This window comes from Frateuria aurantia DSM 6220, from assembly GCF_000242255.2.
Taxonomy (GTDB): domain Bacteria; phylum Pseudomonadota; class Gammaproteobacteria; order Xanthomonadales; family Rhodanobacteraceae; genus Frateuria; species Frateuria aurantia.
Genome location: NC_017033.1, coordinates 2,421,978 through 2,441,588, shown reverse-complemented (window position 1 = coordinate 2,441,588; position 19,611 = coordinate 2,421,978). Strand labels below are relative to the sequence as shown.

The 19,611-nt window shown below is 63.1% G+C and carries 18 protein-coding genes; 13 read left to right on the top strand and 5 right to left on the bottom strand.

Features of this window, described 5'->3' with window-relative positions; genetic code table 11:
* Positions 1–200 precede the first annotated feature (200 nt).
* From serS to FRAAU_RS16575, 5 genes are all read left to right on the top strand, one after another.
* A complete protein-coding gene (serS, locus tag FRAAU_RS11400; protein WP_014403676.1) occupies positions 201–1,481 on the top strand; it encodes a serine--tRNA ligase in 1,281 nt (426 codons plus the stop codon).
* A gap of 16 nt (positions 1,482–1,497) precedes the next feature.
* Entirely contained in the window at positions 1,498–1,860 is a 363-nt protein-coding gene (locus FRAAU_RS11395; protein ID WP_014403675.1) for a hypothetical protein, read from the top strand.
* A gap of 220 nt (positions 1,861–2,080) precedes the next feature.
* A complete protein-coding gene (locus tag FRAAU_RS11390; RefSeq protein WP_014403674.1) occupies positions 2,081–2,287 on the top strand; it encodes a hypothetical protein in 207 nt (68 codons plus the stop codon).
* A 199-nt stretch (positions 2,288–2,486) separates the two neighbouring features.
* The gene (locus tag FRAAU_RS11385) at positions 2,487–4,541 is read left to right on the top strand and encodes a M13 family metallopeptidase (protein ID WP_014403673.1); all 2,055 of its coding nucleotides are present in this window, start codon (positions 2,487–2,489) and stop codon (positions 4,539–4,541) included.
* A 167-nt stretch (positions 4,542–4,708) separates the two neighbouring features.
* A complete protein-coding gene (locus FRAAU_RS16575; protein WP_014403672.1) occupies positions 4,709–5,587 on the top strand; it encodes a CC0125/CC1285 family lipoprotein in 879 nt (292 codons plus the stop codon).
* Between the two features lie 227 nt (positions 5,588–5,814).
* Here FRAAU_RS16575 and FRAAU_RS11375 read toward each other — a convergent pair whose 3' ends face one another.
* Complete coding sequence (locus tag FRAAU_RS11375; protein WP_014403671.1) at positions 5,815–6,132, bottom strand: YnfA family protein; 318 nt, start codon at positions 6,130–6,132, stop codon at positions 5,815–5,817.
* A 423-nt stretch (positions 6,133–6,555) separates the two neighbouring features.
* Between FRAAU_RS11375 and FRAAU_RS11370 the strand changes: the two genes are divergently transcribed.
* Complete coding sequence (locus FRAAU_RS11370; RefSeq protein WP_014403670.1) at positions 6,556–8,532, top strand: oleate hydratase; 1,977 nt, start codon at positions 6,556–6,558, stop codon at positions 8,530–8,532.
* A 246-nt stretch (positions 8,533–8,778) separates the two neighbouring features.
* On the opposite strand, the gene yddG is transcribed toward FRAAU_RS11370, so the two are convergent.
* The 4 genes from yddG to FRAAU_RS11350 form a co-directional block, all read right to left on the bottom strand.
* Positions 8,779–9,693 carry an aromatic amino acid DMT transporter YddG gene (gene yddG / locus FRAAU_RS11365; protein WP_014403669.1) on the bottom strand — a complete coding sequence of 305 codons (915 nt, stop codon included), beginning with the start codon at positions 9,691–9,693 and terminating at the stop codon, positions 8,779–8,781.
* A gap of 469 nt (positions 9,694–10,162) precedes the next feature.
* A complete protein-coding gene (locus tag FRAAU_RS11360; RefSeq protein ID WP_014403668.1) occupies positions 10,163–10,921 on the bottom strand; it encodes a replication initiation protein in 759 nt (252 codons plus the stop codon).
* 109 nt (positions 10,922–11,030) lie between these two features.
* Positions 11,031–11,474: a peptide deformylase gene (locus FRAAU_RS16570; RefSeq protein WP_014403667.1), complete on the bottom strand. Its 444-nt coding sequence runs from the start codon at positions 11,472–11,474 to the stop codon at positions 11,031–11,033.
* A gap of 304 nt (positions 11,475–11,778) precedes the next feature.
* A complete protein-coding gene (locus FRAAU_RS11350; RefSeq protein WP_014403666.1) occupies positions 11,779–12,264 on the bottom strand; it encodes a YbaK/EbsC family protein in 486 nt (161 codons plus the stop codon).
* A 366-nt stretch (positions 12,265–12,630) separates the two neighbouring features.
* On the opposite strand from FRAAU_RS11350, the gene FRAAU_RS11345 reads away from it, so the two are divergent.
* From FRAAU_RS11345 to FRAAU_RS11315, 7 genes are all read left to right on the top strand, one after another.
* Positions 12,631–13,983, top strand: a complete 1,353-nt coding sequence (locus FRAAU_RS11345) for a right-handed parallel beta-helix repeat-containing protein (RefSeq protein WP_014403665.1) — start codon at positions 12,631–12,633, stop codon at positions 13,981–13,983.
* A gap of 175 nt (positions 13,984–14,158) precedes the next feature.
* On the top strand, positions 14,159–14,725 hold the full coding sequence (locus tag FRAAU_RS11340; RefSeq protein ID WP_245546353.1) for a peroxiredoxin: 567 nt from the start codon (positions 14,159–14,161) through the stop codon (positions 14,723–14,725).
* A gap of 43 nt (positions 14,726–14,768) precedes the next feature.
* A complete protein-coding gene (locus tag FRAAU_RS11335; RefSeq protein ID WP_014403663.1) occupies positions 14,769–16,076 on the top strand; it encodes a protein-disulfide reductase DsbD family protein in 1,308 nt (435 codons plus the stop codon).
* Entirely contained in the window at positions 16,060–16,680 is a 621-nt protein-coding gene (locus FRAAU_RS11330) for an RNA polymerase sigma factor (RefSeq protein WP_014403662.1), read from the top strand. The genes FRAAU_RS11335 and FRAAU_RS11330 overlap by 17 nt, the downstream gene beginning before the upstream one ends.
* Complete coding sequence (locus tag FRAAU_RS11325) at positions 16,673–17,308, top strand: DUF1109 domain-containing protein (protein WP_014403661.1); 636 nt, start codon at positions 16,673–16,675, stop codon at positions 17,306–17,308. Before FRAAU_RS11330 ends, FRAAU_RS11325 begins: the two co-directional genes overlap by 8 nt.
* 154 nt (positions 17,309–17,462) lie before the next feature.
* Positions 17,463–19,007 (top strand): DUF7986 domain-containing protein, encoded by a 1,545-nt coding sequence (locus FRAAU_RS11320; protein WP_014403660.1) that lies wholly within the window; start codon positions 17,463–17,465, stop codon positions 19,005–19,007.
* Positions 18,964–19,572: a zinc-binding dehydrogenase gene (locus FRAAU_RS11315; RefSeq protein WP_052317889.1), complete on the top strand. Its 609-nt coding sequence runs from the start codon at positions 18,964–18,966 to the stop codon at positions 19,570–19,572. Before FRAAU_RS11320 ends, FRAAU_RS11315 begins: the two co-directional genes overlap by 44 nt.
* Positions 19,573–19,611: the final 39 nt, after the last annotated feature.

The following is a 19,611-nucleotide window of genomic DNA, read 5'->3' as shown; positions in this document are numbered from 1 at the left end:
CCTGGTGACATCCATGCATTGGCGGAGTCATCGCTGATGGATGCGGTACCGGCTTTCGCAGTGGTCCTCGGGCCTGCTGTATGCGCTGTTTTCCTGTTTCGTCCGAGGCGGCAGGGGCGGGCCGTTTACGGCCTGCCTGATTGCAGGCCCCGGCCTGCGGCGGCGATAATGCGGCATCAAGCCGTTATCTGGATACATCCATGCTGGACCCCGTACTGCTGCGCAACCATCTGGCCGAAACGGCCGCGCGCCTGAAGGCCACTCGTGGCTTTGAACTCGATGTGGCCCTGATCGAAAGTCTGGAGACCCGTCGCAAGGCGCTGGCCACCGAGACCCAGGAACTGCAGAACCTGCGCAATACCCGGTCCAAGGCCATCGGCCAGGCCAAGGCCAAGGGTGAAGATGCCCAGCCGCTGCTGGATGAGGTCGCCGGCATCGGCGATAAGCTGAAGGCCAACGAGCAGGCCCTGACCGAGGTGCAGGCAAGACTGGCCGAGATCGCCTTGCTGATTCCCAATCTGCCGCATGAGTCGGTGCCGCTGGGCAAGGACGAAAGCGAAAACCAGGAAATTCTGCGTTGGGGCACCCCGCGTGATTTCGACTTTCCGGTGCTGGATCATGTCGATCTGGGCGCGCGCCATGGCTGGCTGGACGGCGAAACCGGCGCCATGCTGTCCGGCACCCGCTTCACCGTGCTGCGCGGCAAGATGGCCCGTCTGCACCGTGCCCTGGCCCAGTTCATGCTGGATCTGCAGACCGACAAGCACGGTTATCTGGAATGCAATGTGCCGCTGCTGGTCAATGCGGAGTCGATGCGGGGCACCGGCCAGCTGCCCAAGTTCGAGGAAGACCTGTTCTCGACTCAGGTGGGTGAATCCCGCCGTTATCTGATTCCCACCGCCGAAGTGCCGCTGACCAATCTTGTCCGCGACAGCATCGTCGAGGCCTCGACCTTGCCGCTGCGTTTCACCGCCCATTCGGCCTGCTTCCGCGCCGAGGCCGGCAGCTATGGCCGTGATACCCGCGGCTATATACGCCAGCACCAGTTCGAGAAAATCGAAATGGTCCAGGTCAGCGATCCGCGCAGCTCCTATGATCAGCTGGAAGAAATGGTCGGCCACGCCGAGGCGGTGCTGCAGCAGCTGGGCCTGCCTTACCGCAAGCTGCTGCTGTGCACCGGTGACATGGGCTTCCAGTCCAGTAAGACCTATGATCTGGAAGTCTGGCTGCCCAGCCAGCAGACCTATCGCGAAATCTCCAGTTGTTCCAACTGCGAGGACTTCCAGGCCCGCCGCCTGCAGGCTCGTACCCGCAATCCGGAAACCAACAAGCCGGAACTGCTGCATACCTTGAACGGCTCGGGTCTGGCGGTGGGCCGTACCTTGGTCGCGGTGCTGGAAAACTGCCAGAACGCCGACGGTTCCATCGACGTTCCTGCCGTGCTGCAGCCCTATATGGGCGGCATCGAGCGGCTGGACTGAAACGCCGGCCGTCATCATGAGCAGCCCAGTCGACCGGGCCGCCTTCAATGTGGAGCAGGGCAGTTCGCTGCTGTTCCACGGTGGCCTGCTGCTGATACTGCTAGGCCGGATGGCCTTCGCCCTGGTCTGGCCGATGCATGCACTGGACTGGTATCTGACCGTGCCTGCCGCCGCCTGCAGCCTGTGGGCTTTGATCCAGTGCCGGCGCAAGCCCGGCATGCGCTGGGCCGCCCTGGCCTTCGGCGTGATCTCCCAGGCCTTGCCGATTGCACTGCGTCGGCCCGATATGCTGATCCTGATGCTGGGTGGCGCCATCCCGGTGCTGATCATGGCCGGCATGGTCATGGCGCTGATCCGCGGCAAGCCTCGACGTTCCTGACGAGGCAGGCGGCAAAGCTCCACCTTGCCGCCTGCCGTTCCTTCGACGCGCGCCAGTTCTCTTACACCTGTTCATCTGAACCGGCTGACTGGAGCCGGGAGCGGTTGCCTGTGTGATCAATGTACATTCAGTCGCTTGCTATGCATGCCGGCGTACTTTTATAGTCAAAGCCGTCATCAGGGATGCCGCTTTGGCATGCCGTTCATTGGGGGGAATGAAGATGCGCACTTTCACTGCTGGCGATGCTCGTGCCGTGCCTGCCGCACGCAGCTTTCCGGTTTGCGCGCTGGCGCTGCTGTTTATCGGGGTGACCTTTGTCAGCGAGTCCTCGCCGGTGATGCGAGGCGTGGGCATGGTGTTCCTGCTGGGGCTGGCGCTGGATACCGCAAGAATGGTTGCCCGCGGGACGTTCTCCGGCCGAGCCTGATTTGCCGTCTCGGCGGCACCCTGCAAGTCCAGTGAACGGCTCCGGGCAGCGGTGTGTCCGGGCACGGGGCTTCTCTTGCCAGGCGTGGAAATACCCAACGTCTGGCACTTGTCGTGCAGGCTGGCCCAGCCACAATCACTCGCATGTCTTTCGCCGTTTGCGGCGGATCGGTTTCATGTTCTGAAGGGTGATGCACGCGATGAATCCTGTTCTTTCCACACTGCGCCGCGGCCTGCTGGTTTCGGCCTTGGCGGCCACGCCGATGTTGGCCCAGGCGGTGACCCAGGCGGGCGCGACGAATGACGTGCTGGCCTCGCATATCGATCATTCGGTCGATCCGGGCGTGGATTTTTTCAGTTATGCCAATGGCGCCTGGTTGAAGGCGCATCCGATTCCCGCCTCGGAATCACAGTGGGGCATCGGTCAGGAAGTGCAGAACGAGCTTTATGCCGACCTGCGCAAGATCAGCGAGGCGGCCGCCAAGGCGCATGCGCCGGCGGGCAGTGATCAGCAGAAGATCGGTGATTTCTGGAGCACGGCGATGAACCAGGGGCTGGCCGACAAGCTGGGTCTGGCGCCGCTGCAGGATGAGCTGGCTCGCATCGATGCCGCGCATGATCTGGCCTCGGTCCTGGATGCCGGCTTCGCGTTGCAGCCCTTGGGGGTTGATGTGCTGTTCAGTGCCGGCGTCTATCAGGACGAGAAGGCCAGTGATCGCATGGCCGTCCATCTGAGCCAGGGTGGCCTGGGTCTGCCGGATCAGAGCTACTACTTCAACAAGGAGGCCGGTGTCGCCAAGGTGCGTCAGGCCTATGTGCAGCATCTGCAGAAGCTGTTCCAGCTGCAGGGCGTCTCGGCGGCGGACGCTGACGCCCGGGCGACCAAGGTGATGGCTTTCGAGACGGCGCTGGCCGGGGTCTCGCGCCCGTTGGAAGCCTTGCGTGACCCGCAGAAGAACTACAATTTGCTGACCCCGGCGGAGATGACCCGGAAGTATACGCCGGCCATCGACTGGCAGGTCCGCCTCGCGGCCTGGAAGCTGGCTCCGGATCAGCTGAACGTCGGCCAGCCGGACTTCTTTGCCGGCTTGCAGAAACTGTTGGCCTCCACGCCGGTGCCCGTATTGCAGGACTATCTGCGCCTGCATCTGGTCGATGCGTATTCCAGCTTTCTGGGCCAGCGTTTCGATGACGAGCACTTCGACTTCTACGGCAAGGTTCTGACCGGTCAGCAGCAGCAGCGCCCGCGCTGGAAGCGCGTACTGCGTGCAGAGAATCAGACGCTGGGCATGATCCTGGGGCGGATCTACGTCAAGGACTATTTCCCGGCGGCCAGCAAGGCCCGTTACAACGCCATGGTCGAGGCGATACGAACGGCTTATGCCGCGCGGATCCGCAAGCTGGACTGGATGAGCCCGGAAACCAAGGCCAAGGCTGAGGCCAAGCTGGCGGCGATCACCAAGAAGGTGGGTTATCCCGACCACTGGAAGGATTATTCCAGCCTGCAGATCGGTCGCGAATCCTACGCTCAGAACGTGATGGCCGGGCGTCGCTGGGAGTTTGCTGACATGGTCTCCAAGTTCGGCAAGCCGGTGGATCGCAGCGAATGGGATATGACGCCGCAGACCTACAACGCCTATTACAACCCGTCCAACAACGAGATCGTGCTGCCGGCCGCGCAGTTCATGATTCCCGGTTTCAAGGACGATCAGCTGGATGACGCGGTGGTTTACGGCTATGCCGCCGCCTCGACCATTGGTCACGAGATGACCCACGGTTTCGATGACGAAGGCCGCCAGTTCGATGCCCAGGGCAATCTCAAGGATTGGTGGACGGCACAGGATGCCAGCCGCTTCCAGGCGCGAGCCCAGGTGATGGTGAACCAGTTCAATGCCTATCAGCCCTTGCCCGGCCTGCATATCAATGGCCAGGCCAGCCTGGGTGAGAACATTGCCGACTTCGGCGGCATCCTGCTGGGTCTGGATGCCTTCAAACAGACGGCTGAATACAAGGCCGGCAAGCCTGTGGCCGGCTTGATGCCGTTGCAGCGTTTTTTCCTGGGCTATGCCCTGGGCTGGTTGTCGCAGGAGCGTGAAGGCCTGCTGCGGCAGGGGCTGCTCAGCGACGTGCATGCGCCGGCCAAGTGGCGGGTGAATGGTCCGATGTCGAATATTCCGGACTTCTACAAGGCCTTCAACGTGAAGCCGGGCCAGCCGATGTGGCGGCCGGCGGCACAGCGGGTCAAGATCTGGTAATACCGCTGCCTTCAGCCCGACCACCGTTGCGCAGGCAGCGCTGGTCGGGCGGGGCCTTTCATCCGCAGTTGGCGGGTGCGACGGGTTGCGTTCTAATGACGGTCAACAGTTGCCGTGGCCGGGTGGGGCGGTATCAGGTATCGACCGTTTTGCAGGCAAGGGCAGTCATGAATTTTCGACGTATAGGCGCGATCGCGTTGCTGGTGGCTGCGCTGGGTGGTTGTGCCACGGGTTATCATGCCAAGGGATTCACTGGCGGCTTCAGCGACACCTTGCTGGCACCGGATATCTTCAGGATACGGTTTGCCGGCAATGGGTTTACCGATGCGGAAAGGGTGTCCGATTTCGCGATGCTGCGGGCGGCGGATACTTCGATGGATCTGGGCTGCGGCTGGTTCGGTGTCATGAACGAGACCGACGGTGCTTCGACAAGCACGCTGACCCTGTCCTCGGCCGGCTGGAATCGCCATGGCGGCTGGGGCTTTTCCAATACCGTACCGGTGGTCAAGCCGAACACCAGCTTGCTGGTGAAGTGCACGCGGTCACCGCCGTCCGACGTGGAATTGTTCGATGCCCGCTTCGTGGCTCGTTCCATTCGCGCCAAGTACGGACTCAAGCCGCGGCATTCGCCGGAACCGGCGATCCAGCCATCGGTTGCCGCCGCCTCGCCGTCTGCGCAGACGACGGTCGTGGCCCCCGTGGCCGGGCCTGCTCCTGTCATTACCCCGCTGCGTCATGAGTATCCCCGTTCACCGCTGGTCGCGGATACCTGGCCAGCCGGTGCCGTGATGGCAGAGCCCGCTGCCGGTTCAGCAGGAATGTCACAGGAGTCTCGGCCGGCGGCAACGGAAGGCGCCGCGGATTTGGGGCTGCAGGCCTATGTCGGCATGGTCGCTGCGGCCCAGCAGGTATCCAGCCAGATCGGCTGCGGGACCGTCATGCTTTCCGGTTCATCCGACTTCACGGCGGCCTGTGAGTCCTACGATGTGCTGATCCATTGCGACGGCAAGGATTGCCGGCCCATGCATACCTTGCCCAGGCCTTGAGCGGCACCACCGGCGGCTGGCGATAGTCCGGCCAGCCGGAGGGCTGGTACATCACCGGCCCATGACCCATTTGCAAAAAATCGTGATCACGGATGGCATTGCCGCGTGTCTGCAGGGCCGTCGGCATGATTGCCTTGAAGACCGCGGATGCCGACGATCGAGGCCCGGATCGGCGCCGACTTTCAGCCGGTCAGTCAGCTTCGAGCCGGGCTTGCTTGTTCACCGATTCAGCGCGGCTGGAACATGATCAGACCCATGCCGGTCAAGGCGACCATCACGCCGGCGATATCCCACGGCGTAGGGCGGATGCCGTCCACCAGCCACAGCCAGACGATGGCGACGGTGATATAGACCCCGCCATAGGCGGCATAGACCCGGCCGGCGGCACTCGGGTGCAGGGTCAGCAGCCAGGCGAACAAGGCCAGGCTGATCGCGGCAGGCAGCAGCAGCCAGGCGGACCGGTGCTCTTTCAGCCACAGCCATGGCAGATAGCAGCCGATGATTTCGGCCAGGGCCGTGGCAACAAAAAGAGCCAGTGTTTTCATGGGCGGGGACCGGGATCACAGCAAGTGGAGGCGAAGTGTGTCAGGTTCATGGCCTCACCGTGGCCTCAAGGATGCATCAGCCCCAAGCCTGTTGCCATGTTTCCAGCTGTTCGTCGCTGAAGGCTTCGGCGCTGTTTCCGCATGACGTAGCAGGTCGCAAGGCTCTCGGTCCCGGTGCGCTCGAGGTGGGCCCGTTGTCTTTTGCCTGTTGCGCCGTGAAGCGATGGTCCTGACTTCCCGATCTCATGGCGGGGGGTGGGGGTGGACCTTCCGCCATGCAATGCTGGCGGTCATCAGGCATGGGAATGGGGCGGCCCGAGGTCATGGACGGGCGGCATGATGTTGCAGTGCGATAATGCTTGTATCCCGTTACAGACATGTGGTGCTATTTGTCGCACTTTCCCCGAGTGATGAACGATTCTCATGACTGATCAGGAACGCGCTGCATCCTCTCCCGCCCCTTCCGCCGCCGTTGAGGCCAATGTCGGTGATCGATATTGGCGCAAGGGTCCGCATGACACCTTGCCGCCCCCCGATATGATGGGACCCTACCAGCACAATCGGCCATTGCCGGTAAAACCGGTGGCCGGGCGCAAGGCCTGGATCGTCGGCAGCGGCATCGCCGGGATGGCGGCGGCGTTCTATCTGATCCGGGATGGCCGGATGAAGGGCGAGGACATCACCATTCTCGATGGCATGGATGTCGCCGGTGGATCACTGGACGGTGCCGGCAATGCCGAGGAGGGCTACATCATCCGCGGCGGCCGCGAGATGAACTGGAACTACGACAATTTCTGGGACCTGTTCCGGGAGGTCCCGGCACTGGAACTGCCCGAGCCTTACAGCGTGCTGGACGAATATCGGCTGGTCAACGACAACGATCCGAACTGGTCGAAGTCACGGTTGATGCACCGGCAGGGCCAGATCCGTGATTTTGCCACCCTGGGTCTCAGCACGGCCCATCAGTGGGAGATCCTCAAGCTGCTGCTGAAGCGCAAGGAGGAGCTGGATGACATCACCATCGAGGACTACTTCAGCGCCAGTTTCCTGGAAACCAATTTCTGGTATCTGTGGCGCTCGATGTTCGCCTTCGAGAACTGGCAGAGCCTGCTGGAAATGAAGCTGTACATGCATCGTTTTCTGGATGCGATTGACGGTCTGACCGACATGTCGGCGCTGGTGTTTCCCAAGTACAACCAGTACGACAGCTTCGTGGTGCCGCTGATGAGGATGCTGGAGCAGGAAGGGGTCAGGACGCAGTTCGATACGCATGTCCGTGATCTGGCCTTCAGCGAGGTGGGCGGGCAGCGTACGGTGACGGCGATTCACTGCAAGTTGCAGGGGCGCGACGAGGTCATCCGCCTGGGCAAGGATGATGTGGTCTTCGCACTGACCGGATCGATGACCGACAGTACCGTCTATGGTGATCTGGACACGGCCCCCGATCTGCAGCGGGCGCTCAAGCCTGCCGGAGAGGGCAGTGGCTGGGAGCTTTGGCAGAATCTGGCGAAGCAGTCGCCGGTCTTTGGCCGGCCCGAGCGTTTCTGCGGCGATCCGGCCCGCTCGATGTGGGAGTCGGCGACGCTGACCTGCAAGCCTTCGCCCTTGATCGACAAGCTGAAGGAGCTGTCGGTCAACGATCCCTATTCGGGCAAGACCGCCACGGGCGGCATCATCACCTTCACCGATTCCAACTGGGTGCTCAGCTTCACCTGCAATCGGCAGCCGCACTTTCCGAGCCAGCCGGATGATGTGCTGGTGCTGTGGGTGTATGCCTTGCTGATGGACAAGGACGGCAACCACGTCAAGAAGCCGATGCCGGCTTGTACCGGTCGCGAGATTCTGGCCGAGCTGTGCTTTCATCTGGGCATCGCCGATCAGGTCGATGTGGTCGCGGCCAACACCAAGGTCCGGCTGGCCGTGATGCCCTATATCACCGCCCAGTTCATGCCGCGTGCGGCGGGTGATCGGCCCAGAGTCGTTCCGGAGGGCTGCACCAATCTGGCCTTGCTGGGGCAGTTTGTCGAAACCAGCAATGACATCATCTTCACCATGGAAAGCTCGGTGCGTACTGCGCGCATCGGCGTCTATACCTTGCTGGGCCTGCCCAAGCAGGTCGCCGACATCAGTCCGACGCAGTACGACATCCGCAACCTTCTGAAGGGGGCCCGCGCACTCAACAACAACCAGCCGTTCCCGGGCGAGCGGCTGCTGCATCGGCTGCTGGACAAGAGCTACTTTGCGCATATCCTGCCGCCTTTGCCGGAGCCGAAGGAGACCCGGCGTGACCATGTCGAGGCCGAGCTGTCGAGAATGGTCGACAAGGGGCGCGAAGGCCTTGAAATCGCCACGGCCTGGGTCGAGAAGCTGCGGGCGCAGCTGCTGCAGCGCAAGGACTGATCCCATCGGGCGGGTGGATCGTTTGACGTCGTTGCTGTCAGACGATCCGCCAGGTCGCGGTTCGCGTGGATGCCTGAACCCTGATTCGCGCCCGCAGTCCTTCGCGACTGTAGTCCCAGGTGGATGAGCCCACTGGTTGACGGCCCAGTCAGCGGCGGCAATTCAAGTGCGGACGGCCGTCCGTGCTTGATGCTTGCTGTTTGCGAGGGGCCCGTCGGCTCACACGATGATGGCGGTCCGGGTGGCTCAGACGGCCTGCAGCGGCGGCTTGATCACCGGTTGCACCCGAGTCGCCAGCCAGCACAGCAAGGCGCCGCCGCTGACCATGGCCGTGCCCAGCCAGAACGAGGCTGTCAGCGGCACGCCCAGCAGATGCGCGGCCAGGGCGGCGGAAAATACCGGCGTGAAATACGAGGCGCCGGCCAGAACGGTGACATTGCCATGCATGATGCCGACATTCCAGGCGGCGTAGCCGAAACCGATGGCGGCCGCGGCCCAGGCCAGATGCAGCACCGAGGGCAGGGTCCAATGCATGGCCGGAGCGCCCGAGATCAGGTATTTGGCCCACAGCACCAGGGCGATCAGCACGAAGAACAGGCTGATGCCATTCTGCCCTTCGGCCATGCGTGCAGTCACCGTGGAATAGGCCGCCCACAGGATGGCGGCAAGCAAGGCCAGTCCGCAGCTCAGCGGGTTGTCATGGATGCTGGCCAGCACTTCGCCGATATCGAGTCCGTGCTTGCCGCCCAGTACCCAGCCGATGCCCAGCAAGGACAGGAACAATCCGGGCACGATCAGCCAATGGGTCTTCTGGCGATTGAAGAGGATCGTCGCGACCATGGTGAAGCTGGGCCACAGATAATTGATCATGATCACGTCGATGGCCTGGCGGCTGTTGTGGGCGTAGCCGATGGACTGCGACAGGCAGACCTCGTAGCTGACCAGCAACAGGCTGCCCCAGAACAGGTAGCGGCGCGGTATCTTCTTCAGCGAGGGCAGGCCGACGGTGAACATCAGCAGGGCGGCGGCCACGGTGTAGATCATGGCGGCGCCGCCGAGCGGGCCCAGATCGACGCTGACACGGCGGATCATGCCCATCACGGAAGCCCACAGCAGGATGGCACTGAGCCCGATCCAGGTGGCCCGGTTTCTGGTTTTCATGGCGGGAAGAGGAGGCAGAAATGTCGAAGGGCCGGCACCCATCAGGGCCGGGGAAGCAGCTACTGCTGTCGACCCGCAACGACATTCGACCGGCCCACACTTTCCGGTCATCGTGTCTGCATGGCATGCATCAGGCGAAGTGCGCGGATTGTGCCCGAATGGATGGCTGTTGTCAGCGGTTTTCGGGGTGAATTCCCAAACTTTTCTGCTTGCCCGGCAGCGCGTTCCGGATGTGGCGGGGGATGCCGCCTCATGCCGGGCTTTCCATGGCTTCCGGACCCGTTTGCCCCGAGCGGGCAGAACGGTGGCCGCTGCCAGCCATGGTGCATGGGGCTTGCGCGCGATCTCTGTCGTGCATGAAGGGCTGGAGCGGATTTCCCGCCGCTTCAGACCCGCCAGCTTCCGGGGCCGGGCGGCTGTCTAGGACCTTGGGTGGCAGGTCGGTGGCGATGTCGGGCCGGCAGATCGATCAATAGCGAGCATCGATATGGCGCTGGATATGGGATTTGACCTGGCGGCGCTGCTCAGGGGTCTTGGAACGGATATGGAAATGAATGACCTCCATCCGCCGGCTGCGACCACGGCTGAAGTCGATGGCGACGACGAGATCGGTCAGCAGGTTGATCTCGTCGATCGGTTTCAGCAGGGCGCGGGTCTTGAAGTGCTGCCAGGTGGCGAGCTGCTCGCCGGACATGAACTTGGCGCGGAGATCCTCCAGCCGGATGCTGAACCGCTTCCGGACCTGCCATGACTTGCACATTTCATACAGCCGGATCGAGTAATAGCTGCTGAGAAAGGCGATATTGACGAAGCGGTAGCGGGTGTAAGGCGGTGGCACGAAGAATATCTGCGAAGAGAATTCCTCGGACAGCTGCACATCGATACGGTGATGGTCATGGATGGCGACGGTATCGATGATCTTCGAGCGCTTCTCCATGCCGTCCACATGGCTGACGATGCGAATGTCGGGCAGCTTCAGGGTCGCCTGCTGGATGGACCGGTAATTGACGGTCTGCAGCGACAGACCGATCGCCTGACAATATTCGCGGGTATCGATCTCAAGTCGGCGCTGGCCGGCCTGGGTCAGCATGGCGATGCAATATTTGGCAAATTTGTATTGCTGGAAGGACAGGCGATAGTTCGAAGCCTGAATCAGGTCATTGCTCTTGATGATGACCTGGTTGCGGATCCGGCGGATGCTTTCGCTGGCGTGGTGGCCTGGATTCATGGACTGGGGGTGCGACTGAGCAAGGGGCGGGTCGAGAAAAGCGGCCGAGGCAGGCGCGATCCTGGTCCGCCGACGGTACTGCTTCAGCGGAGGCGCTGAAAGCTGAGGATCAGGCGGGCGCAAGGTCCGATACCAGATGCTCCATGGTGTGCTGCAGATAGACGGCCAGATCGTTCCGGGCGATGACGGTATGACCGGCGCCGCGAGCATCCTGATAGTGGATCACCACCTCGATGGCGCGGCGGCGCTGGCGGAGCTTGCCTGGTTCGGAGGGGCAGGACTCCGTGAACAGGTGCTGGGTGGACGAGCTGGAAATGATGCGCGGATTGATAAAGACCTGCAGAGTGCTTTCATCCATGTCTGGCGAGGTGTTGACCAGTACCATGCTGTCCGCAAAGCCGGCCTGATTGGCGGAGAGCGCATGCTCGCGATGCCGGACCATGCAGGCGTGCACTGCCCGGATGCGCTGTTGCAGCTCTGGGCCGAAGTCGCTGATCTCGCGGCAGGGTTGCCGCATGACCGGACTGGACAGAAGAAAGATGGTTCGAGACATGGGCGTGTCCGGAGTGATACGGCGATGGATACCGGCTGATGCAGCAGGCGTCGCAGGGGAGGTGGGCATGGTCGGGTGACGGAGAGCGGTCATTTCCTGCCGTGTGAGATGGATGGCTCAAGCGGATTCCGGCCCGACTCAGGTGGCTTCCCGCCATGCCGCGGAGTGCCAGGCATCCTGCACATCTGGCAGCGCGCTCTGGCGCTGGAACTGGCAGGTCACGCTGCCACTGGTGCCCAGTGACCCGTCGGTGCTGTCGAAGGCGTGCCGCCGGCCGGGGTCCGCTTGCCGTGTCCAGCCATGACTAATCCGGTTCCGCAAGGGTGATATCGGCGAAGGTGGCACCGGTAAAGGCCTGCAGATCCGCTGCTGCGATTTTCACCACACGTCCCCGCCGGCCGCCATTGACGTGGAGGGTGGCCAGGGGCTGCAGGGCCTTGTCGATGATGACAGGCATGTGGTCGAACAGTCCCAGCGGCGAGGTGCCGCCAGGCAGGAAGCCCGTCATTTTGGTCAATTTTTCGGCGTTGATCAGGCGGGCCTTGCGGCCGGCGCCGAGTTGCGCGACGCGCTCCATATCCAGCTTCCGGTGCACCGGCAGGACCAGGCATATCGGTGTCTTCTTGTCTATTTCAGCCACCAGGGTCTTGGCCACGCTGTCCTGGCTCTGGCCCAGGCTGCTGGCGGCATGCAGGCCGATGTCCGTGGTGCGGCCATCGTCGTAGGCGTAGTCGATGACCTCGAAAGTCAGGCGGCTGGCTTCCAGTCGTTCGAGTAGGGTGTCAGTCATGTCAAAGGCTCGTGATTCGAGAGCCGAATATACGGTTGGACGGTGCTCGCTTCAATGATGTCAGGACCTCTTCGAGAGTGTTTTAGGTGGCATGAACATCTTTCAAATACAGTGTGTTGGATGTTTTTCAGGCACAAAAATTAATTCCGTACGACACGGGTTCCAATCACCTGAGGCCATGTGTATCCTGCGTTTCGATCTGCCCCGGAGGCCGCGTGGTTCGGGGCGGGCTGAGCGTGAGCAGGATGGTGTCTTGAGCGAAGATGAGGACATATATGGGCAGCCGGATGCTATGGCTGAGTGCTTGGGGCTCCGGCGGCTGGCGACCAAGCTGTGGCGTTCCTCACTATCGGGCAAGGTGTATTCATGAGCGGACGGATCGGCAGCGGCCGTGCATCGGCCCGCCTGGGAGTGCTGCTGGCCGGCTGGATCGGCCTGACCATGCCGGCCCTGGCCAGGGATGTCTATGTGGCGCCGAATGGCCTGGATGGCTCCGCAGGCACGCTGCAGGCGCCGCTGGCGACCCTGATGGCTGCCCAGCGCCAGGCCAGTCCCGGCGACACGGTGTATATCCGGGGCGGCATCTATCGGCCCGATCTGTCGGATATCGTGGAAACGGATGCCATCTATGCCGTGGTCAATGACTTCACCAAGCCGCATATCGCCTATGTGGCGTATCGGAACGAGGTGCCGGTGTTCGACTTTTCGCGGGTACGCCCATCGGACCGTCGGGTGACGGCCTTTCTGGTCCGTTGCGATGGTTGCGTGTTCCGCGGCTTCCAGGTCATCCATGTACAGATCACCATTGCGCACCGGCATACCCAGTCCGAGGCATTCCGGGTGCAGGGCGGCAATCGCAATCTGTTCGACCGACTGTCCATCCATGACGGCATGGGCATCGGCTGGTATCTGGTCAGCGGCAGCGACAACCGGGTCCGCAATGTGGATGCCTACGACAACCGCGGGCTGGATGACGGCTCCAACGGCAATATCGACGGTTTCGGTGCGCATCCCCGTTCGGCGGCAGGTACCGGCAATGTCATCCAGGGCAGTCGGGCCTGGTTCAACAGCGATGACGGTTTCGATCTGATCAATGCCCATGCCGCCGTCATCATCGATCACTGCTGGGCGTTTTTCAATGGCTATGATCAGGCCTTCCGGCCGCTGGGCGACGGCAACGGCTTCAAGGCCGGAGGCTATGGCGCCAACGGCAAGCCCTATCCGCAGCCCGTGCCGCGCCATACCGTGGAGTTCTCGCTGGCGGTGGGCAATCTGTCCAGCGGTTTCTATGCCAATCATCAGGTCGGCGGCCAGAACTGGTTCAACAATACGGCCATCGGCAATCGGCGGGCCGACTTCAACATGCTTTCGGTACTGGCCGACAACCGCACCGATGTGCCGGGCTACGGGCATGTCATGAAAAACAATCTGGGCTTTGGTGCCAGGGTTGAGGTCGCCAATCTGGGCCGTCCGCGGCAGAACACGCTGCAGGCGAACAGCTTCCAGTTGCCGATCCGCTTGGACCGGCACGACTTCCAGAGTCTGGATGCCGGCGAGCTCGACGCGCCGCGGCAAGCGGACGGATCGCTGCCCCGCATCCGTTTCGCCCATCTGGCAGCAGGCAGCGCCGCCATCGATGCGGGGGTGGAGATCGGCCGGCCATTCCATGGCAAGGCGCCGGACCTGGGCGCGTTCGAGAGCGGTGACGCCGTCTATTGAGTCAGGCACGAGGGCCATGCCGCGCCGTCTCAGGGGCTGATGCCGGCCATGCCGGATCCGACAGCACGGTTCCCTCGGCAGGCGATCACGGAACCGACCGCAACTTTTCCCAGCATCGCGACGAAACAGAAAAGACAGAGCCGATACTCGGCTCTCCGGCCCAAGGAATCTAATGATGAATCTGCTCAAGCCCGCCCGTCGTCTTGCCGCCTCCGCCGTGTTCAGTGCCCTGCTGGCTCTGCCTGTGATCGGCTCGGCCGCGGCCCTGCCGGCGGGTACCCATGCACCCGATTTCAATGTGAAGGCCGCGTTGGCCGGCAAGCCGATGAGCTTTTCGCTTGAGCAGGCACTGCGCAAGGGGCCGGTGGTGCTGTATTTCTTCCCGGCGGCCTTTACCAGCGGCTGCACCATCGAGGCGCATGACTTCGCGGAGGCCACCGATGCGTTCAAGAAGCTGGGCGCCACCGTGATCGGTGTGACGGCGGGCAATATCGACCGGGTGGCCGAGTTCTCCAAGGTCGAGTGCCGTGACAAATTCGCGGTGGCCGCCGATCCGGGTGCGAAAGTGGCCGCGAGCTATCACACGACGATCCAGGTCCAGGGCCGGACACTCTCGGATCGCACCTCGTTTGTGATCGCTCCCGATGGCCGGATCCTGCTCAGCTATACCGACCGCAATCCGGATGCGCACATCCAGAAAGCCATGGATGCGGTCAAGGCCTGGCGGGCGCAGCAGCATTGAACGCCATGACGGCCGATCGGGCCAGGCCGTCTGGCATCGTGCCATGATGCTCTCCGTGATGGCGGCGGCTCTTCTGGGCGGCCTGATTCTGAATGGCATGCCCTGTGTGCTGCCCATCGTCTCGATCAAGATCATGGGCCTGGTCCGTCATCAGCAGGATTCCGCGGCCGCGCGCAGGGAAGGGGTCGCTTTTCTGGCCGGGGTGATGCTGACCATGCTGCTGCTGGCCGGCGTGCTGATCGCGATCCGGGCAGGCGGCACCACGGTGGGCTGGGGTTTCCAGCTGCAGTCGCCACCGCTGGTGGCCGGTCTGATGCTGGTGATGCTGGCTGCCGGACTGAATCTGAGCGGCGTGTTCGAGTTCGGTATGGGCGCACAGCGGCTGGGGCGGCTGGAGCCGGCGCAGGGCGGCATGCTGGCCTCGGCCCTGAGCGGAGCGCTGGCCATCGTGGTCGCCACCCCGTGCACCGGGCCTTTTATGGCCGGTGCGGTGGGTTATGCGCTGACTCAGCCGTCCTGGGTCGGCCTGGCCATTTTCATGGCTCTGGCCCTGGGATTCGCCTTGCCGGTGACGGCCATCTCGGTATTTCCGGTGCTGGGGCGCTGGCTGCCTCGGCCAGGCGCCTGGATGGAGACGCTCAAGCATGGTCTGGCTTTCCCGATGTACGGGGCGGCCGCCTGGCTTGCCTGGGTGCTGGAGGCGCAGGCAGGTCATCACGCCTTGGGCCTGGTCCTGGCGGCGGCGATCGGGCTTGGATTTGCCGCCTGGCTTCATGGCATCGGTCAGCGCCGGCAGCTGCTGGGACGTCGCCATCTGCCCGTACACGGGATGGCGGCGTTGATCCTGGTCATGGTGGCCTGGCCCCTGTTCGGTCTGCAGCCCATGTCAGCGGCGGCGATGCCTGCGACGGCCGTATCTGCCGTCCAGCCGGCCATCAAGGCAACGGCGACCATGGTGGCCGAGCCGGCCGTATCGGCGTCTCCTCAAGCATGGTCACCGGCGGTACTGGCGGCGGCACGAACCCGGCACCAGCCGGTGCTGCTGGCTTTCACGGCTTCCTGGTGCATCACCTGTCAGGTCAACGAGCACGGAGCTCTGGCGACAAAGGCGGTACGCTCGGCCTTGCAGCGCACAGGCACCCTCTATCTGCAGGCGGACTCGACCCGTTACGATCCGGCTGTTGACGAGGCGATGGCCCAGTTGGGGCGTGGAGGTCTGCCGGTGTATGTGGTCTATCCCGCTGATGGCGGCAAGCCTCGCCTGCTGCCGCAGCTGCTGAGTCCCGGCATGGTGATCCAGGTGCTGGAAGAGGCCTCCGCGACTAGGACGATGAGTGATCGCCCGGCTTGACGACAGTCATGCAGACCCTGACGCCGCATCCGCCAGCCCCTCGGGCAAGGATGCGGCGGCCGAGGTCTGGGCTGGCTTGATGCAGGCGGCGCAGCTCGGTGATGCCGCGGCCTACCATCGCCTGCTGCGCGAACTGGTGCCGGTGATCCGCCGGTTGGTGGCCAAGCGGATTTTCGATCCGGCAACCGTGGAGGACGTGACCCAGGATGTGCTGATCAGTCTGCATCAGGTCCGCCACACCTTTGATCCGCAGCGTCCTTTCCTGCCTTGGCTGAGTGCCATCGTGCAGGCCCGCGCCGTCGATGCGCTGCGGCGATGGGGCCGGCGTGCCCGCTGGGAAGTGGAGGAGGTTCACGGTGTCGAGCAGCATCCCGACCTGCAGGCCGAGCATGGACTGCGGGCGCTGGAGCAACGTCAGGAGGTCAGGCAGTTGCTGCACCGCCTGTCTCCGCGACAGCGCCGGCTGGTCGAGATGGTGCATCTGGAGCAACTGAGCCTGTCCGATGCGGCCCGTACCTCGCGGCTGTCCCTGTCGGCGGTCAAGTCCATTCTGTATCGGGCCTTGCAAAATCTGAAGCACATGACGGGCACGCCCCATGAATAGACATGACGTATTGATCGATGCACTCAGCCAGCAGCTGCGGGCCGGCCGGCCACTGGCGCCGACCTGGCGTCGGCTGGCGGGTTGGGCGTTGATGGCACTGACCAGCGGCTCGTTGATGGCCTTGGGATTGAAGCACTCGACGCTGGATCCGATGGCGCCGGGCGCGGGCTGGGAACTGGCCGATGCCGGCGTGTCATTGGTGATCGGCCTGTTGCTGCTGGGCACCGCGCTGGATACCAGCATTGCCGGACGGCGCGCGCCGGCCTGGCCCTGGTTTGCCGTGCCCCTGCTGTTGTGGTTGGCCATCAATACGGCCTTGATGGTCAAGGCGCCGGCTTCGGTCGGCGTGCTGGGCAGGGAAGGGCGTTATTGCTTCCGTTTCATGCTGGCGGCCGGCATGCCGATGATCATTCTGGCGGTGGCGTATCTACGCCGCAGCCGCAGCCTGCGGCCGGGTCGATCGCTGTCATTGGCGGGGGCGGGCATTGCTTTTGTCACCATGGCCTTGCTGTGGCTCTGTCATGGCGATGCCATGAGTCCGCTCGACTTCGCCATGCATATGGTGGCCGCGATGACGATCATGCTGATCACCGTGGCGCTGGGCTGGCGCTGGGTGCGGGTGGTCTGACGGCCTTATCAGACGGGCATGCCTTCATGGGAGCGAGCGGCGGTTCGTCCTGGCAGCCACATGAACAGCCTGACGCTCATCAAATCGGCGAATCAGCTTGCAGACCCTGCCAGGCTCGACAGTCATTTATCAAGTGACGCAGGTATACAGACTCATGTCATCGCATGACCTCGCCGGATTGATTCGATATCTCAAGCAGGATGATTGGGACCATCGCTTCGGAAGGGTTCTGGAAGATCATTTGCAGCCGCTTTTCGAGCTGGATGATCTGGGCCTGGACGAACTCGACGAACTGATCGGTCCAGGCACGGCCATGACGTTGTGGGGCTGCGCCTTCGAGGATTTTCTGACCCGGAACGATGAGGGCGGCCGCAATTTTGTCGAGGTCTATCTGAAGCGCCGTGGGTGGAGCGAGCTGCCGCGACATCGGGCCTATATGACGGCGCTGCGCGCGTCGACGATGAGTCTGTATGAAGTTTCCGACATCGTTCCCGGTACCAGCATGATGGTGCGGGACTTGCTGCGCAAGGGCGAGCCCGTGCTGGTGCATGAGGTATCGGCGACCAAGGCCTTGCAGCCATGGGATCGCATCGCGGTCCGGTTGGTGCCGCTTGAGCGGGAGACCGTGCTCGCGGGGGGATTGCTGGCCTATTCCATGGACGCTTGCGAGGTATTGGCGGATGCGCTGCGCAAGGCACTTCGCCGTCGGCGCGGCAAAAGCCAGTTCCCGCGACTGGATACCGAGACCCTGCAGCCGTTGGCCCCGTTGTTCACCCAGGCGTGGTTGACGCAGGAATTGCTGGATGCCGAGGGCGCGCTGGATCTGACGCAGTTGATCAATCATGACGACGAAGAGCTGGTGTTCCATGACATCCGTTATCCGTTGGCAAAAGGCGTGACCCAGAGCACCGTGGCCAAGGCTTTGGATGTCTGGCCCGAACTGCGGGCGGCGGGGCCATCGTTCTGGAACTGGCTGCGATTCGGGGCAGACGGCGGCAAGCCTCGTCGGGGCAGCGGCTTTTCCATGAGCAGCGAGATGGCTGACGGGGTTCCGGTGCTGGGGACCGTGGAACTCGCCGGACGCAAGCTGCGCTTGCAGGTCAATTCGGAGCAACGGGCGGCGCGCGGCCAGGCCATGCTCGCCGCCGCGCTGGGTGACCTGGTCGGCATGCCGTTGGCACAGATCATGACCCCGGAGCAGTTGCTGGCCGAACACGCGGCTCATCCGGGGCCTTCCGGCCATCGTGAGCCGTCCGGTCTGTCTCCCGAGGAAGAGCTTCAGTTCTTGTCGGAGGCCCTGCACCGGCATTATCAGCAGATTCTTGATGAGGAGATTCCTGCGTTGGGCGACCAGACACCATGCCAGGCGGCGCGTACGGCCGGCGGCCGTCGTCAACTGGTGGAGTGGCTCAAGTATCTTGAAAATGGCACCGCCAACGCCGGCCGGACGCAAGCGGCGATGGCCGCCTACGATTTCGGCTGGATGTGGACCGAGCTGGGCATTGCCGAATCTCGGCCGGCAGGTCGCCATCTATCGCTCGCTGGTCCATATCCCGGATATGTTGGGACTGTGGTCCGAGCAGGTCATTGTTCCGCCGAATGCCTGCGTGATCCTGCCCGATGCCGTGACTGCAAGGGATTATTGCGGTTCGCTGGTGAATGCCATCACGGCTTTCGCCTTTCTGGAGCAGCTGCGTGAAGCCGGGCACGAGGCCGTTGTCGTCACGGCCGGCAGCGCGGGCACGGGACGCGCGTTGCTGGCATTGGCGCAGGCCAAAGGCATACCCGCCTTGTTGCTTGCCCGCTCGGCCGAAGCGCGCGGCGAACTGCTGAAGCTGGGTGCCAGGCATGTGCTTTCAACCGCCGACGAAAACTTTGACCGCGACTTCGCCAGCCTCAGCCAGAGCCTGAAGGCCACCGCCATTTTCGATGGCGTCGGCGGTGAGCTTGCCAGTCGTCTGGCGCCGCTGGTGCCTCACCATTCGAATTTCTATTTCTTCGGTTTTCTCGGCGGTCCGGCGCCGGTGTCGATTCCCGTCATGCTGTTCATGTCCAGACATCTGACGATGCAGCGGTTCAGCAATTTCGAAAGCGCAACCGTGAAGGACCCGACGCGGCTGGCGGCGGCACTGCGGAATATCGAAACCTTGATCGCCAACCCCTTGTTCAGAACGCGTATCGGACAGGCGTTCGACTTTGAACACATCGAGGCAGCGCTTCGTTATACGTCTGTCGGCGGCGCCAAGGCCGTACTGGTGGCCTGATGTCGCCAGATGGTCTGCGCTGGCGGGGCGAGCATCCTC

Excerpts from the sequence above, each read along its gene's own strand:
- serS (WP_014403676.1), top strand. The coding sequence starts at position 201 with ATGCTGGACCCCGTACTGCTGCGCAACCATCTGGCCGAAACGGCCGCG.
- FRAAU_RS11395 (WP_014403675.1), top strand. The coding sequence starts at position 1,498 with ATGAGCAGCCCAGTCGACCGGGCCGCCTTCAATGTGGAGCAGGGCAGT.
- FRAAU_RS11390 (WP_014403674.1), top strand. The coding sequence starts at position 2,081 with ATGCGCACTTTCACTGCTGGCGATGCTCGTGCCGTGCCTGCCGCACGC.
- FRAAU_RS11385 (WP_014403673.1), top strand. The coding sequence starts at position 2,487 with ATGAATCCTGTTCTTTCCACACTGCGCCGCGGCCTGCTGGTTTCGGCC.
- FRAAU_RS16575 (WP_014403672.1), top strand. The coding sequence starts at position 4,709 with ATGAATTTTCGACGTATAGGCGCGATCGCGTTGCTGGTGGCTGCGCTG.
- FRAAU_RS11375 (WP_014403671.1), bottom strand. The coding sequence starts at position 6,132 with ATGAAAACACTGGCTCTTTTTGTTGCCACGGCCCTGGCCGAAATCATC.
- FRAAU_RS11370 (WP_014403670.1), top strand. The coding sequence starts at position 6,556 with ATGACTGATCAGGAACGCGCTGCATCCTCTCCCGCCCCTTCCGCCGCC.
- yddG (WP_014403669.1), bottom strand. The coding sequence starts at position 9,693 with ATGAAAACCAGAAACCGGGCCACCTGGATCGGGCTCAGTGCCATCCTG.
- FRAAU_RS11360 (WP_014403668.1), bottom strand. The coding sequence starts at position 10,921 with ATGAATCCAGGCCACCACGCCAGCGAAAGCATCCGCCGGATCCGCAAC.
- FRAAU_RS16570 (WP_014403667.1), bottom strand. The coding sequence starts at position 11,474 with ATGTCTCGAACCATCTTTCTTCTGTCCAGTCCGGTCATGCGGCAACCC.
- FRAAU_RS11350 (WP_014403666.1), bottom strand. The coding sequence starts at position 12,264 with ATGACTGACACCCTACTCGAACGACTGGAAGCCAGCCGCCTGACTTTC.
- FRAAU_RS11345 (WP_014403665.1), top strand. The coding sequence starts at position 12,631 with ATGAGCGGACGGATCGGCAGCGGCCGTGCATCGGCCCGCCTGGGAGTG.
- FRAAU_RS11340 (WP_245546353.1), top strand. The coding sequence starts at position 14,159 with ATGAATCTGCTCAAGCCCGCCCGTCGTCTTGCCGCCTCCGCCGTGTTC.
- FRAAU_RS11335 (WP_014403663.1), top strand. The coding sequence starts at position 14,769 with ATGATGCTCTCCGTGATGGCGGCGGCTCTTCTGGGCGGCCTGATTCTG.
- FRAAU_RS11325 (WP_014403661.1), top strand. The coding sequence starts at position 16,673 with ATGAATAGACATGACGTATTGATCGATGCACTCAGCCAGCAGCTGCGG.
- FRAAU_RS11320 (WP_014403660.1), top strand. The coding sequence starts at position 17,463 with ATGTCATCGCATGACCTCGCCGGATTGATTCGATATCTCAAGCAGGAT.